The sequence below is a fragment of the Enterobacter cloacae complex sp. 394I7 genome (assembly GCF_057320345.1).
Window position 1 is genome coordinate 171,731 of sequence record NZ_JBXWCR010000002.1, and the last position, 13,868, is coordinate 185,598.

17 protein-coding genes and 1 pseudogene are annotated in these 13,868 nt (G+C 54.9%); 4 read left to right on the forward strand and 14 right to left on the reverse strand.

Annotated features, from left to right (window positions below):
• Positions 1–44: 44 nt before the first annotated feature.
• The 3 genes from trmB to AC2FAP_RS11870 are packed head-to-tail and all read left to right on the forward strand — an operon-like array spanning position 45 to position 1,864.
• Complete coding sequence (gene trmB / locus AC2FAP_RS11860; protein WP_020883687.1) at positions 45–764, forward strand: tRNA (guanosine(46)-N7)-methyltransferase TrmB; 720 nt, start codon at positions 45–47, stop codon at positions 762–764.
• On the forward strand, positions 764–1,090 hold the full coding sequence (locus tag AC2FAP_RS11865; RefSeq protein WP_449541316.1) for a YggL family protein: 327 nt from the start codon (positions 764–766) through the stop codon (positions 1,088–1,090). Before trmB ends, AC2FAP_RS11865 begins: the two co-directional genes overlap by 1 nt.
• Before the next feature lie 57 nt (positions 1,091–1,147).
• Entirely contained in the window at positions 1,148–1,864 is a 717-nt protein-coding gene (locus tag AC2FAP_RS11870; protein ID WP_020883689.1) for a YggN family protein, read from the forward strand.
• Between the two features lie 61 nt (positions 1,865–1,925).
• Here AC2FAP_RS11870 and AC2FAP_RS11875 read toward each other — a convergent pair.
• The 6 genes and pseudogenes from AC2FAP_RS11875 to AC2FAP_RS11900 all read right to left on the reverse strand — a co-directional run bounded on the left by AC2FAP_RS11875 (position 1,926) and on the right by AC2FAP_RS11900 (position 5,665).
• Positions 1,926–2,287, reverse strand: a pseudogene (locus tag AC2FAP_RS11875) (endonuclease domain-containing protein).
• Positions 2,288–2,350: 63 nt separating this feature from the next.
• The gene (gene hemW, locus AC2FAP_RS11880; RefSeq protein ID WP_121339819.1) at positions 2,351–3,493 is read right to left on the reverse strand and encodes a radical SAM family heme chaperone HemW; all 1,143 of its coding nucleotides are present in this window, start codon (positions 3,491–3,493) and stop codon (positions 2,351–2,353) included.
• Positions 3,486–4,079, reverse strand: a complete 594-nt coding sequence (locus AC2FAP_RS11885; RefSeq protein ID WP_449541315.1) for an XTP/dITP diphosphatase — start codon at positions 4,077–4,079, stop codon at positions 3,486–3,488. Before AC2FAP_RS11885 ends, hemW begins: the two co-directional genes overlap by 8 nt.
• A gap of 3 nt (positions 4,080–4,082) precedes the next feature.
• Complete coding sequence (gene yggU / locus AC2FAP_RS11890) at positions 4,083–4,379, reverse strand: DUF167 family protein YggU (RefSeq protein ID WP_449541314.1); 297 nt, start codon at positions 4,377–4,379, stop codon at positions 4,083–4,085.
• Positions 4,376–4,942, reverse strand: coding sequence for a YggT family protein (locus tag AC2FAP_RS11895; protein WP_014171570.1), 567 nt, complete (start codon positions 4,940–4,942; stop codon positions 4,376–4,378). Before AC2FAP_RS11895 ends, yggU begins: the two co-directional genes overlap by 4 nt.
• A gap of 21 nt (positions 4,943–4,963) precedes the next feature.
• On the reverse strand, positions 4,964–5,665 hold the full coding sequence (locus AC2FAP_RS11900) for a YggS family pyridoxal phosphate-dependent enzyme (protein WP_020883693.1): 702 nt from the start codon (positions 5,663–5,665) through the stop codon (positions 4,964–4,966).
• Positions 5,666–5,682: 17 nt separating this feature from the next.
• On the opposite strand from AC2FAP_RS11900, the gene AC2FAP_RS11905 reads away from it, so the two are divergent.
• Positions 5,683–6,708, forward strand: coding sequence for a type IV pilus twitching motility protein PilT (locus AC2FAP_RS11905; RefSeq protein ID WP_032678947.1), 1,026 nt, complete (start codon positions 5,683–5,685; stop codon positions 6,706–6,708).
• On the opposite strand, the gene ruvX is transcribed toward AC2FAP_RS11905, so the two are convergent.
• The 8 genes from ruvX to metK all read right to left on the reverse strand — a co-directional run bounded on the left by ruvX (position 6,674) and on the right by metK (position 13,784).
• Entirely contained in the window at positions 6,674–7,090 is a 417-nt protein-coding gene (gene ruvX / locus AC2FAP_RS11910) for a Holliday junction resolvase RuvX (RefSeq protein ID WP_014171567.1), read from the reverse strand. The genes AC2FAP_RS11905 and ruvX overlap by 35 nt on opposite strands.
• Entirely contained in the window at positions 7,090–7,650 is a 561-nt protein-coding gene (locus tag AC2FAP_RS11915) for a YqgE/AlgH family protein (protein ID WP_020883695.1), read from the reverse strand. Before AC2FAP_RS11915 ends, ruvX begins: the two co-directional genes overlap by 1 nt.
• Before the next feature lie 86 nt (positions 7,651–7,736).
• Positions 7,737–8,684: a glutathione synthase gene (gene gshB / locus AC2FAP_RS11920; protein WP_449541313.1), complete on the reverse strand. Its 948-nt coding sequence runs from the start codon at positions 8,682–8,684 to the stop codon at positions 7,737–7,739.
• A 39-nt stretch (positions 8,685–8,723) separates the two neighbouring features.
• Positions 8,724–9,455 carry a 16S rRNA (uracil(1498)-N(3))-methyltransferase gene (rsmE, locus tag AC2FAP_RS11925; protein WP_020883697.1) on the reverse strand — a complete coding sequence of 244 codons (732 nt, stop codon included), beginning with the start codon at positions 9,453–9,455 and terminating at the stop codon, positions 8,724–8,726.
• Positions 9,456–9,507: 52 nt separating this feature from the next.
• Positions 9,508–10,215, reverse strand: coding sequence for a deoxyribonuclease I (gene endA / locus AC2FAP_RS11930; protein ID WP_020883698.1), 708 nt, complete (start codon positions 10,213–10,215; stop codon positions 9,508–9,510).
• A gap of 94 nt (positions 10,216–10,309) precedes the next feature.
• Positions 10,310–10,807, reverse strand: coding sequence for a SprT family zinc-dependent metalloprotease (locus tag AC2FAP_RS11935; protein WP_032670169.1), 498 nt, complete (start codon positions 10,805–10,807; stop codon positions 10,310–10,312).
• A gap of 58 nt (positions 10,808–10,865) precedes the next feature.
• Positions 10,866–12,263 carry a galactose/proton symporter gene (gene galP / locus AC2FAP_RS11940; RefSeq protein WP_014171560.1) on the reverse strand — a complete coding sequence of 466 codons (1,398 nt, stop codon included), beginning with the start codon at positions 12,261–12,263 and terminating at the stop codon, positions 10,866–10,868.
• 366 nt (positions 12,264–12,629) lie between these two features.
• On the reverse strand, positions 12,630–13,784 hold the full coding sequence (gene metK / locus AC2FAP_RS11945; RefSeq protein WP_014171559.1) for a methionine adenosyltransferase: 1,155 nt from the start codon (positions 13,782–13,784) through the stop codon (positions 12,630–12,632).
• Positions 13,785–13,868 lie beyond the last annotated feature (84 nt).

The window sequence follows — 13,868 nt, forward strand, 5'->3', positions numbered from 1 at the left end:
TAATGCCCGTTTCCCGAACATTCTCACAAGCAGACAACTCTTTTATGAAAAACGACGTCATTTCACCGGAATTTGATGAAAACGGTCGCCCGCTGCGCCGTATTCGCAGCTTTGTCCGCCGTCAGGGTCGCCTGACCAAAGGGCAGCAACATGCGCTGGACAACTACTGGCCGGTGATGGGCGTTGAGTTCAGCGAGCAGCCTCTGGATTTTACCGAGCTGTTTGGCCGCGACGCACCGGTAACACTGGAGATTGGCTTCGGTATGGGGTCTTCACTGGTTACCATGGCCCACGCGCGCCCGGAGCAAAATTTCCTCGGCATTGAGGTGCACTCACCAGGCGTAGGCGCATGTCTGGCAACGGCTCATGAAGAGGGCGTTGAGAACCTGCGCGTTATGTGTCACGACGCGGTTGAAGTGCTGCACAAAATGATTCCTGACAATTCTTTGACCATGGTTCAGCTCTTTTTCCCTGACCCGTGGCACAAAGCACGGCATAATAAACGCCGTATCGTTCAGGCGCCGTTTGCTGAGCTGGTAAAAAGTAAGCTGAAACTGGGCGGTGTCTTCCATATGGCGACCGACTGGGAACCTTATGCGGAACATATGCTGGAAGTCATGTCGTCTCTGGACGGGTATAAAAACCAGTCTGCAAGCAACGACTATGTACCGCGTCCGGATTCACGTCCGGTGACAAAATTTGAACAGCGTGGCCATCGTCTTGGTCACGGCGTATGGGACTTAATGTTCGAGAGGGTGAAATAATGGCAAAGAATCGTAGCCGTCGTCTGCGTAAAAAAATGCACATCGAAGAATTCCAGGAAGTGGGCTTCTCCGTTGCGTGGCGTTTCCCGGAAGGCACCAGCGTAGACCAGATCGATCAGGACGTAGATGCGTTCATTAATGAAGTGATCGAGCCAAACAAGCTGGCCTTTGATGGTAGCGGTTACCTGGCATGGGAAGGTCTGATCTGCACCCAGGAAGTCGGTAAATGCACCGGAGAACATCAGGCGCTTGTGCGCAAATGGCTCGAAGACCACAAACTGGAAGATGTCCGCGTCAGCGAACTTTTTGACGTTTGGTGGGACTAATTAAGCAGTAAGGGGGCCAGCATTAGCTGGCCCATTTTGTCTGAGGGAGTGTTTAAGATGCGCAAAACGTTGCTGGCTGTTGCCTTAATGGCAACCGGATTCACCGCTCATGCGGAGTATAAATGTAGCGTCACCCCGCGTGATGACGTGGTGTTAAGCCCGCAAACCGTGCAGGTCAAAGGCGAGAACGGTCATCTGGTGATTACGCCGGACGGGAACGTCACATTTAACGGTAAACAGTACAACCTGACCCCCGCTCAGCGTGAGCAGGCGAAAGACTACCAGGCCGATTTGCGTACCGCGCTGCCGTGGATTGATGAAGGTGCCCTGACGCGCGTAGAGAAGAGCCGCGTCGCGCTGGATAAGATCATCACCAAAGAGGTGGGAGAGAGCAGTAACATGCGCACCCGCCTGACGAAGCTCGACAAACAGCTGAAAGAGCAGATGAACCGCATTATTGAGCATCGCTCCGACGGCCTGACGTTCCATTACAAGGCAATCGATCAGGTTCGTGCCGACGGTCAACAGCTGGTGAACCAGGCAATGGGTGGCATCCTGCAGGACAGCATTAACGAGATGGGGGCTAAAGCGGTGCTGAAAGGCGGCGGTAACCCACTGCAGGGCGTGCTCGGTAGCCTGGGTGGTCTGCAGACCTCGATTCAGAACGAGTGGAAGAACCAGGAAGACGATTTCCAGCAGTTCGGCAAAGACGTCTGTAAACGCGTGGTGTCGCTGGAAGATAGCCGCAAGGCGCTGGTGGGAACGCTGAAGTAATTTCCCCTCACCCTAACCCTCTCCCCAAAGGGGCGAGGGGATGGTTTGCGCCCTCTCCCTTTTAGAGAGAGGGCCGGGGTGAGGGTTGCAGCATTTGCAGTGTTTCAAGGATCTTTTCTAACACCGCTTCTTCGTTATTCCAGAGTTCGTTGTTCCAAAATCGAATGACATACCAGCCTTTCTCGTTAAGCCAGCACGTTCTTTGACGATCGTATTCCTGCTTTTCATCATGTTGCCCGCCATCCAGTTCAATAGCCAGATGAGCCGCACAGCAGGCGAAACCAGAATGTAGTGATCTACAGGATGTTGTCGACGAAATTTATAATTTTCGAAACGGCGGATGCGCAGTAGATACCAAAGCCGTCTTTCTTCTTTTGTCAGCTCCCGTCTAAGCTGTTTTGCATAAGTACGAGTAATATCCATCCCCACACTCTGCCAGCCTTTCCCTCAGCCGGCAGAATGGGGTGCAAAATCCTGAATCAGCCTTCAGGAATCTTCTGCGAGGAACAACTCAAGGAGGGAGTTTAAAAACAGTTTGCCGTGCTCGGTGATCTGCCAGTAATCCTCACACTCGGTGAGATATCCCTGCGCCAGCGCCTCGTCAATCTGCGGACGAATCGTGGCTTCCGGCAATCCGGTATAACGCGCAAACTCCGCACGTGGTGCGGGTTCCAGCAAGCGGAAGCGGTTCATAAAGAACTCAAACGGTTTATCCGTCGCCTCAACATCATGCTGACGTTCAAGGTAGCGGCCTTCCATGTAACCACGCGGATGACGCGTTTTGGCGGTACGCAGGATGCGCCCGTCAGGGAAGGTCACTTTACCGTGTGCGCCACAGCCAATCCCCAGATAATCACCAAAGCGCCAGTAGTTCAGGTTGTGCTGACACTGGTAACCCGGCTTCGCGTATGCGGAGGTTTCGTACTGCTGATAACCTGCCGCGGTCAAAAGCTGATGACCTTGCTCAAAGATATCCCACAGGGCGTCATCATCCGGCAGCACCGGCGGACGGGAACCAAACAGCGTGTTTGGCTCAATAGTCAGCTGATACCAGGAGAGATGCGGTGGGTTAAGCGCGATCGCCTGACGCAGATCGTCCAGCGCTTCCTCCAGCGACTGGTCCGGCAGGCCGTGCATCAAATCCAGGTTAAAGCTGCGCAGGCTTAAGCCAGTGGCCAGGTTTGCCGCGCGCTTTGCCTCTTCCGGGCCGTGAATGCGTCCCAGACGTTTCAGCTTCGGCTCGCTAAAGCTCTGGACACCGATCGAGATGCGGTTTACGCCTGCACGTTGATAATCGACAAAACGGTCGGCTTCAACGGTGCCGGGGTTGGCTTCCATTGTTATTTCAGCATCCGCGGCCAGGTTCAGGCGCGCACGCACGCCGTCCAGCAGCGTTTGCATCGCCGGGCCAGAAAGCAGGCTCGGCGTACCGCCACCAATGAAAATGGTCTTAACTTCACGTCCCTGTGCGTAAGGTACATCGGCATCGAGGTCGGCCAGCAGATGCGCAACGTAGTCATCATGCGGCACTTCACCTTTCAGCGCGTGCGAGTTGAAATCGCAGTACGGGCATTTCTGCACGCACCACGGGATGTGAATATAAAGACTCAGAGGCGGCAAATTAGCCATTACGCAGTGCTTCCAGTAACAGTTTCAGGGCGCGTCCACGGTGGGAAATCGCGCTTTTCTCTTCGCGGGACAGTTCCGCAGCGGTTTTGCCCTCAGACGGGACAAAGAAAATCGGGTCGTAGCCAAAGCCGCCACTGCCTGCCGCTTCATGGGTAATCACACCCGGCCAGCTGCCGTGGCAGACGACTGGCGTAGGGTCTTCGGCATGACGCAGATAGACCAGTACGCAGTGGAACTGAGCCTGGCGTTTATCATCTGGCACGTCTTTCAGCGCGACAAGCAGCTTTTCCAGATTCTGCTGGTCGGTGGCATCAATGCCTGAATAGCGTGCGGAGTAGATACCCGGCGCACCGCCAAGGGCATCTACCGCCAGACCGGAGTCGTCGGCAATCGCGGGCAAACCGGTAATCTGTGCGGCATGGCGCGCTTTCAGGATCGCGTTTTCGATAAACGTCAGCCCTGTCTCTTCGGCGGAATCCACACCCAGTTCGGTCTGTGCAACGACATCCAGTCCAAAATCATTTAATAGCGAGGCCAGCTCGCGCACTTTACCGGCGTTACCGGTAGCGAGAACAACTTTCTGCATGGTTTAATCCTGCTCTGTCAGCGCCGCGACTTCCGTCGGGATAGATTGCGGGTTGAGAATTTTTACCTGTTTATGCCGCCCAAGTTCACCTTTCTCGATGATCACCTGGCTTTTGGCGACACGAAACTGTTTTGCCAGATATTTGATCAGATGCGCATTCGCCTGGCCATCAACCGGTGGGGCAGTGATGGCGACTTTTAGCTCATCGCCATGCAGCCCAACAATACTGTCACGGCTGGCTTTCGGCTGAATATACAGCCGTAAAACCAGCCCGTCAGCGCAGGTGCTCACTGCACTCATAGCGCCATCCACAGCCCCGGCAGCAGCATATCGCCCGTGGACTGTAACAGCTCAGCGATCCCCATATTCACGACGTACAGCAGCAGAACCAGGATCATCGGAGAGAAATCGATGCCGCCCATAGACGGAAGCAGGTTACGGATTGGACGCAGCAGCGGTTCAGCCAGCTGAATTAACGCGTACTCCACCGGGCTACGGCCCTGGCTTACCCAGCTCATGATCGCCATGACCAGCAGCACCCAGAAGATCAGCAGACCGACGGTTTTTATCAGGATCAGAACAGCGGCAATCCAGATTATCGGCTGGAAGGTGATAACCATAAACAGCACAATCGCTTTGATAACGCTCAGAATAAACGCGACCAGCAGAGAAGCACTGTCAATGGGGCCCATCGCCGGAATGACGCGACGCAGCGGTCCTACGATAGGTTGCGTGATTTTCACGACAAACTGCGAGAACGGATTGTAAAAATCACAGCGGGCCCACTGCATCCAGACGCGCAGTAACAGCGCCATCGTATACAGCTCAATGACCGTTGAAAGCAGGAAAGTCAACGTCTTCATGGCGTTCCTCAGGTTTCCTTATTATTGGGTGTAATCGCGCGCACCGAAAATTGCCGTGCCGATGCGCACCATAGTGCTGCCTGCCGCGATGGCGGCTTCCATATCATCCGACATGCCCAGAGAAAGCGTGTCTACCGTTTCATAGCGCGCTTTAAGCGCCTCAAATGCTACAGCCATTTGCTGTGCCACGGCAAACTGCCTTTCATAACTTGACTCCGGTGCCGGGATGGCCATTAACCCGCGCAGGGTTAAGCGCGGCAGTGCCGCGACGTCTGCTGCCAGCGCATCCAGTTCTTCCAGCGCAATACCGGACTTGCTGTTTTCGTCACTGATGTTGACCTGAATCAGCACATTCAGCGGCGGTAACGCTTCAGGGCGCTGGTCGTTCAGACGCGAAGCAATACGCAAACGGTCAATGGTATGGCACCAGTCGAAATGTTCAGCGACCAGACGGCTTTTGTTCGACTGCAAGGGGCCAATAAAGTGCCATTGCAGATCCGTCTTCCCCTGTTCCTGGAAGAAGCGAATTTTATCCACGCCCTCCTGCACGTAGTTTTCACCAAACGCATGCTGACCCGCCGCAATCGCATCTGCGATGGCGCTCGCAGGCTTGGTTTTACTCACTGCAAGTAACGTAATTTCTTCTGAAGCACGGCCGCAACGTGTTGCTGCAGCTGAGATTTTGTCCCGGACCTGTGCCAGGTTGTGCGCAATGTCGTTCATTTTCCGAGGAGTATTGTATGGATGTGGAAGAAATTGTGGCCCTTAGTGTAAAGCATAATGTCTCCGATCTACACCTGTGCAGTGATTCGCCACCGCGCTGGCGCAGATCAGGTCGTCTTGAACCCGCGCCGTTTCCGCCGCCCGAAGTCGATACGCTATTAAAAGCGTGGCTCAACGATGAACAGCAGGGAACGTGGTGGGCGAACGGGCAGGTGGATTTTGCCGTCACCCTGGCGGGCAACCAGCGCCTGCGCGGAAGCGCGTTTAAACAGACAAGCGGCGTCTCAATGACGCTGCGGCTGTTGCCCGGGGTCTGCCCGCAACTCTCCGCGTTGGGGGTGCCCCGGGTTGTTCCTGAGCTGTTATCCAGTGACAACGGGTTGATCCTGGTCACCGGGGCAACCGGCAGCGGTAAGTCCACAACGCTGGCAGCGATGGTGGATTTTCTTAATCACCATACTGACGGGCATATTCTGACGCTCGAAGACCCGGTGGAGTTTCTGTACCAGAGCGAACGGTGCCTGATCCAGCAGCGCGAGATTGGCCAACACAGCCCGTCATTTGCCGACGCGCTGCGCGGGGCGTTACGCCAGGATCCTGATGTCATACTGCTGGGTGAGCTGCGCGACAGTGAAACAATCCGCCTCGCGCTGACGGCGGCAGAAACCGGACATCTGGTGCTCGCGACACTGCATACTCGCGGGGCAGCGCAGGCGATTGAGCGGCTGGTCGATACGTTTCCGGCGCAGGAGAAAGATCCGGTGCGCAATCAGCTGGCCGGCAGCCTGCGGGCGGTGCTGGCGCAAAAGCTCCTCCCCGATGCGCAGGGCGGGCGCGTGGCGCTTTATGAGCTGCTGGTGAATACTCCGGCGGCGGCGAATCTCATTCGCGAAGGAAAAACGTGGCAATTGCCCGGTATTATTCAAACCGGCCAGCAGGCGGGGATGCAGAACTTTGACCAGAGCCTGGCTGAAAGACGGGCGCAGGGGCAACTCCAGGCCCCGGCGCTCAATAACCCTGTTCGAAATAGCTTTCGAGAATGATGACAGCAGACGCGGAGTCAACGCTGCCTTTGTTGAGAGCCCTGAAGCCGCCGTGTTCAAAAAGACCTGCACGTGCTTCAACGGTGCTCAGACGCTCGTCGTGGAGCTTCACGGAGACGCCAAAGCGGCCATGGATTTTATTGGCGAACTTACGCGCTCGGGCGGTAAGTGGTTGTTCAGTGCCATCCATGTTCAGCGGTAACCCAACGATGACGTCATCCGGCTGCCACTCTTTTAGCAGGCGCTCGATGAGGTTCCAGTCCGGTGTGCCGTCACTGGCCTTCAGGGCCGTGAGCGGGCGTGCGGTACCCGTGATTCGCTGACCCACGGCGACGCCTATGCTTTTGGTGCCAAAATCGAAGGCCAGAAGTGTTCCGCTCATCAGGCATGCCCCGCTACGCCAGGCATAGTCAGGATATCAATGCCGATCAGTTTCGCGGCGTCACGCCAGCGATCGGCAATAGGGGTTTTAAACAGAATGTTCATGTCCGCAGGCGCGGTCAGCCAGGCGTTATCGAGGATCTCTTGCTCAAGCTGGCCTTTCTCCCAGGAGGAGTAGCCCAGGGCCACCAGCACTTCCGACGGCTGCTCAGCGGTACCCAGCGTTTCGAGCACGTCGCGAGAGGTCGTAATGACGGTGTTGTCAGAGATGCGAATACTGGAAGAGAAGACCGGCGGCGTATGCAGGATAAAACCGCGATCCTCTGCGAGTGGCCCGCCCAGCATCACCGGTTTATCAAGCCTGATTTCCGGCAGACGCTCTTCAGCCGAAATTTTCAGCTTGTCCAGAATCCCTTCAACCTGCAGGTTTTCCAGCGGTTTGTTGATGATAATGCCCATCGCGCCGTCTTCATTGTATTCACAAATATAAACCACGGCGCGGCGAAAAATCGGATCCTGGAGAGCAGGCATGGCAATAAGAAAGTGATGCTGTAAATTCATTGTCAGAGGTACTGTTTCCTGGTTTAAAAAGCGACAGCCCCAGTATGCGGACAAACCGGGGTGCTGTCACTAATAGTATTGAAAGGTTATTTCTGTAAACGTTTCTCGATGGCATCCATCAGCATTCCGGTGATCGAAATCGGGAATTCCGCTTCGATTTCACGAATGCAGGTTGGGCTGGTCACGTTCACTTCGGTCAGGCGATCGCCGATGATATCCAGGCCGACAAAAATCAGGCCCTTGGCTTTCAGTGTCGGGCCAACGCGGCGGGCAATTTCCCAGTCGCTTTCACTTAACGGGCGCGGCTCACCGCGGCCACCGGCCGCCAGGTTACCGCGGGTTTCGCCGCCCTGCGGAATACGCGCGAGGCAATACGGCACCGGTTCACCATCCACCACCAGAACGCGTTTATCGCCATCTTTAATGGCCGGGAGGTAGTTTTGTGCCATGCAGTAACGCGTGCCCAGCTCGGTCAGCGTTTCGGCAATCACCCCAATATTCGGGTCGCTCTCCTTCACGCGGAAAATAGATGCGCCACCCATGCCGTCCAGCGGTTTCATGATGATGTCGCCGTGTTTCTGCCAGAACGCTTTCAGCTGTGCCTTGTTGCGGGTCACCAGCGTTTCAGGCGTCAGGTCAGAGAACCATGCGGTGTAGAGCTTCTCGTTACAGTCGCGCAGGCTTTGCGGTTTGTTGACGATCAGCGTTCCTTTCTCTTCCGCGCGCTCAAGGATATAGGTGCAGTAGATGTATTCGGTGTCGAACGGAGGGTCTTTACGCATCAGAATGACATTGAGGTCGGCAAGGGCAATATCCTGCTCGGTGCCGAATTCATACCATTTGTTGTAATTCTGCTCGACGTTAACGATGCGGGTGCGTGCGCGGGCTTCACCGTTGATCAGGTAAAGATCGTTCATCTCCATGTAGTGGAGTTCATAGCCGCGACGCTGCGCTTCCAGCAGCATCGCGAAGCTGGAATCTTTCTTGATGTTAATGTTTGCGATGGGATCCATCACGATGCCGAGCTTGATCATTTTCATCTCCGTTAAAAGCCTGAGGGCTCAGGCTTAGCGTTAACCCAGATCGCCAAAACGCACCTGTAGCGCGGTAATGGCTGTGAGTGCCGTTGTCTCAGTACGCAGAACGCGAGGTCCCAACAGAATATCAGTAAACTGGTAACGCGCCGTCATGGCAATTTCGTCAGCAGACAAGCCGCCTTCCGGACCAATCAGCAGGCGAACACGTTCAACGGGTAGCGGCAGCGTATTGATGCTGGCGCTGGCGCGTGGATGGAGATTGAGCTTCAGCCCGCTTTCCTCTTCAGCACACCAGTCCTCCAGATCCATCGCCGGGCGGATCTCCGGAATACGGTTGCGGCCACTCTGTTCACAGGCAGCAATGGCAATTTTCTGCCACTGCTGGATCTTTTTATTCAGACGTTCCGCATCCAGTTTAACGCCACAGCGCTCAGAAAAAAGTGGCGTAATGAGGCTTACACCCAGTTCAATGGATTTCTGGATGGTGAATTCCATCTTTTCTCCGCGCGACATCACCTGTCCCAGGTGTATGTGCAGCGGAGATTCACGGTCATCCACTTCGCCGCGCAATATCGTTACATGCACGCTTTTTTTATCAGCACGCGTAATTTCCGCGTCGAAAACCTGATTAGAACCATCAAACAGCTGAATAGCTTGTCCTGCTCCCATGCGCAGTACGCGACCAACATGGTTGGCGGCATCGTCAGAGAGGGCAATTTCGCGGCCGACGGTAATCAGCTCAGGGTGGTAGATGCGAGGAATGCGCATAGTCAGAAATTCCATATGTCATGCGGTGTAAGCGAATTGCCGCTAGTGTAGGTTAGCTCTTTTGCGCCTGGCAAGCCCGCTGGACGTAAGGGTTGTGATTACCCTGAACTTTCGCGATGCGCGCGTCACGCTGGCATTCCCATTCCGTCACCGGATATTGCTTGTCCCATGCGTTGAACAGCTGCGTCTGCTGGCGGGAAAGGTTGAGATCGTAACGGTCACGCATATAGAAATAGGTGCGGGCGATACTGCCGCGCGCGCGGGCCGGGGGCTCAGCGACTTTCTCTTTAAAATCAACCTTCATGCCGCACTGGCCGTACTGACCCTCTCCGCCGTTCCACTGGCTGTACATAAAGTTGCCGCGATCGCCATTCACCTCGCCAACCGCGGGTTGCAGGTTGTGCATATCGCTTTCCATCTGGCGATAGACCGGATCTTTGGCGCAATTTTTACGACCGCCATCCTGCCAGCACTGACGCTGGTGGCCAAACTGCCATGCCGGCACCACATGTTCCCACTCGATGCGGCTGGCGCGGTTTTCATTCTTACGCACTTTATAGCCGCAGGATTCGAGATCAACGATCCCTTTTTTACCCTGCCAGTTAATCTTACAGCCGCAATAAAAATCACCGGGAACATCCGCGTTGACCTTTACGCCTGCCGCTTTTGCCTGGGAGAAACTGTTAATACCGTCGGCCAGAGCCTGGCCGGAGAGTGCTGTCGCCAGAAAAGCGACCGCGAGAGAAAAATTACGGGACATCTTACACTCCGTGTCAAAACGAGCCCGCAACGTAACGAATGTTGTTCCTGTATGCAATCAGTCAGATCAGGAAAGTTCCTGAAAGTTCAGTTGGTTATTCCGCGACCAGCGGTTCACCACATTTGACGCAACGGTAGGTGGCCTCGCCGCGCACCACGCGATTATGACGGCGAACGGTAAGCTGATGCTGCTGACACTGGCAGCGGTAGGGGAAGGTATTGCGGCGTACCGACTCAAGTTCAAACTGATGGGTTCTGCGTGCCGGAACGCCCAGCACGGCTTCCATCATCCACTTCCACTCTTTGCCGTGGGGTGCCACGCGGCCAAAGTGTTTCCATACCAGCAGGTGCGCCAGCTCGTGTGGCACCACTTCCTCAATAAACGCCTGCTGATTTTCCAGCATCAGCACCGGGTTCAGGCGGATCTCATAGGATTCGAGCCACGCCGTGCCCGCCGCCGTGCCACGTTGTTGGTAGACGAGTTTCGGCTCAGGGTAATTCCGGCCGAGTTTCAGGTTGGCCTGGGCGAGTTTTTCCCGCAGGCTGCGCATAACGGCTTGCTGAAGGGCGATGGGGAGACGGGGTGCTTTCATAGGGGCAGAGCATAAAGCGCGAAGCGGGGAGGTGCAAGAGGCACCTCCCGCCAGAGAATTAGTCGTGTGCGCCAATCTCGCGCAGTGGACGACCTTTCATCAGGTTACGTTCAATATGTTCCAGTGACACGTGTTTGGTTTCAGGAACCAGCCACAGCGTCAGAACAATAAAGAAGATGTTCAGGCCGGAGTAGACCCAGAAGGTGTTCGCGTTGCCCAGCGTATTGAGCATGGTCAGGAACGTCGCACCGACAATCATGTTGGCAATCCAGTTGGTCGCGGTGGAGCAGGTGATACCGAAATCACGCCCTTTCAGCGGCTGGATTTCAGAGCACAGCACCCAAATCAGCGGACCGGCGCTCATCGCAAACCCGACGATAAACATCAGCAGCATCCCCACTGCGAAATACTGGGCGGTTGGAGAGTGAATCCCCACGTGCATCATCGTGCCGAGAACACCCATACCGGCGGCCATCACCAGGAAGCCCAGCGTCAGGGTTGGCTTACGGCCCCAGCGGTCCACCAGACCGATAGCGATAAAGGTCGCCAGAACGTTGGTCAACCCAACGATGACGGTCCCCCACATCTGCTCGGTGGTGTTGGTATACCCCGCCAGTTCAAAGATTTTTGGCGCGTAGTACATGATGACGTTCATCCCGGTGAACTGCTGCATCACCTGCAGGAGCACGCCCAGGAATACCGCACGACGGAAGTTGCTGTTCTCTTTAAACAGCGCCCAGCCTGACTGTTTTACCTTCAGGCTCTCGCGGATCTCTTCCAGTTCGTTTTTCGCTTCCGCGCTGGTATCGCGCAGTCGCAGCAGCACGCGCTCGGCATCGACGAAACGACGCTTCGCTGCAAACCAGCGTGGGCTGTCCGGCAGGAAGAAAACGCCAATCAGCAGGAGAATGGCAGGGATAATGATCACGCCAAGCATCCAGCGCCATGCGCCGCTGTAGCTGAACGCGGTATCGGAAAGGTAAGCTCCGAGGATGCCGATGGTGATCATCAACTGGTACATCGAAATCATACTGCCACGGATTTTCTCGGGTGCGATTTCAGAGAGATAGAGTGGGGCGGTATACGATGCCACACCCACGGCCAGGCCAAGCAGCACGCGAGAAAGCAGCAATACCTCAACGTTTGGAGCCGCTGCTGAGAAGAGCGAACCGGCAACAAACAGGATTGCACCGATCATCAGGCTCTTTTTGCGGCCCAGTCTGAAAGAGAGCCAGCCGCTGCCCACGGCACCCACGGCCGCACCAAACATCATGGAACTTACTACCCACTCCTGGGTGTGAGCGCTTATCTGGAACTCTTCAGTGATAAAGGGTAACGCACCGGCAATCACGCCAATGTCCAGGCCAAAAAGTAATCCTGCCAGGGCGGCGAGGAAGCAGACGAAAAATGTCATCGCCTTATTGGACGTACGCCCCTGTTTTTTATTGTCAGGCATTATGCCCTCCAGTTGGGTTATCAGTTTTATCGATGTTAAGGGTAAGTGAGCAACCCGTATAAATATGTGAGATAAATCACATTGGTGTAATCGGTTACACTGGTGTACAACCGTAAATAAAATTAAAGCTTTGAAAATATAGAGGTAAATTAGTTGATGTGCATCGCGTTTGAATGAATTTCAGACTTAACTGAAAGGAAATGTAACAGCATAAGACATGCGATCATGCAAAGAGATTATTCTGAAAGCGAGGTATATCGGGTGGGGTGTAATCGGTTTCACGTAAAGCGCAATGTCAGGCTCTCTGGCTGACAAAAGCAAAAGGCCAGCACGGGGCTGGCCTTTTTAACATTCGCTGTCAGTCGATTATTTCAGACCGGCAGCTTCACGCAGCAGAGCGGCTTTGTCGGTTTTTTCCCATGGGAAATGTTCACGACCAAAGTGACCGTATGCAGCGGTTTCTTTGTAGATTGGGTGCAGCAGATCCAGCATCTGAATCAGACCGTATGGGCGCAGGTCGAAGAACTCGCGCACCAGCAGTGTCAGTTGCTCGGATGGCACTTTCTCGGTACCAAAGGTTTCAACCATGATGGAGGTCGGTTCAGCCACGCCGATAGCGTAGGAAACCTGAATCTCACAGCGGTCAGCCAGGCCAGCAGCAACGATGTTTTTCGCAACATAACGCGCAGCGTACGCAGCAGAACGGTCAACTTTAGACGGGTCTTTACCGGAGAAGGCACCGCCACCGTGACGCGCCATGCCGCCGTAGGTATCAACGATGATTTTACGGCCGGTCAGACCGCAGTCACCCATTGGGCCGCCGATTACAAAGCGTCCGGTTGGGTTGATGAAGTATTTGGTTGCGGAGCTCAGCCATTCAGTTGGCAGAACCGGCTTGATGATCTCTTCCATCACTGCTTCCTGCAGGGATTTCTGGTCGATCTCTTCGGAATGCTGAGTAGACAGAACGACCGCGTCAATACCGACGATTTTGCCGTCGTCGTACTGGAAGGTCACCTGGCTTTTCGCATCAGGACGCAGCCATGGCAGAGTGCCATTCTTGCGCACTTCAGCCTGACGCTGCACCAGACGGTGTGCGTAGGTCACGGGCGCTGGCATCAGCACGTCAGTTTCGTTGGTTGCATAACCAAACATCAGGCCCTGGTCGCCCGCGCCCTGTTCCAGCGGATCGGCACGGTCAACGCCCTGGTTGATGTCCGGAGACTGTTTGCCAATTGCGCTCAGTACCGCGCAAGAGTTGGCATCAAAGCCCATATCAGAATGGACATAACCGATCTCACGAACCGTGTTACGGGTGATCTCTTCGATATCCACCCATGCGCTGGTGGTGATCTCACCGCCAACCAGAACCATGCCGGTTTTGACGTAGGTTTCACACGCGACGCGCGCTTTTGGATCCTGCGTCAGGATCGCATCAAGCACCGCATCGGAGATTTGGTCAGCAATTTTATCTGGATGTCCTTCTGATACGGACTCGGACGTAAACAGGTGTTTTGCCATGTTTTATTTCACCTAAAAGGAATTTGTTTAGCTCAAGCTGCTGTGTGGAATAGCCAAAGGAGATAATTCTACCAAGGCCTGCAG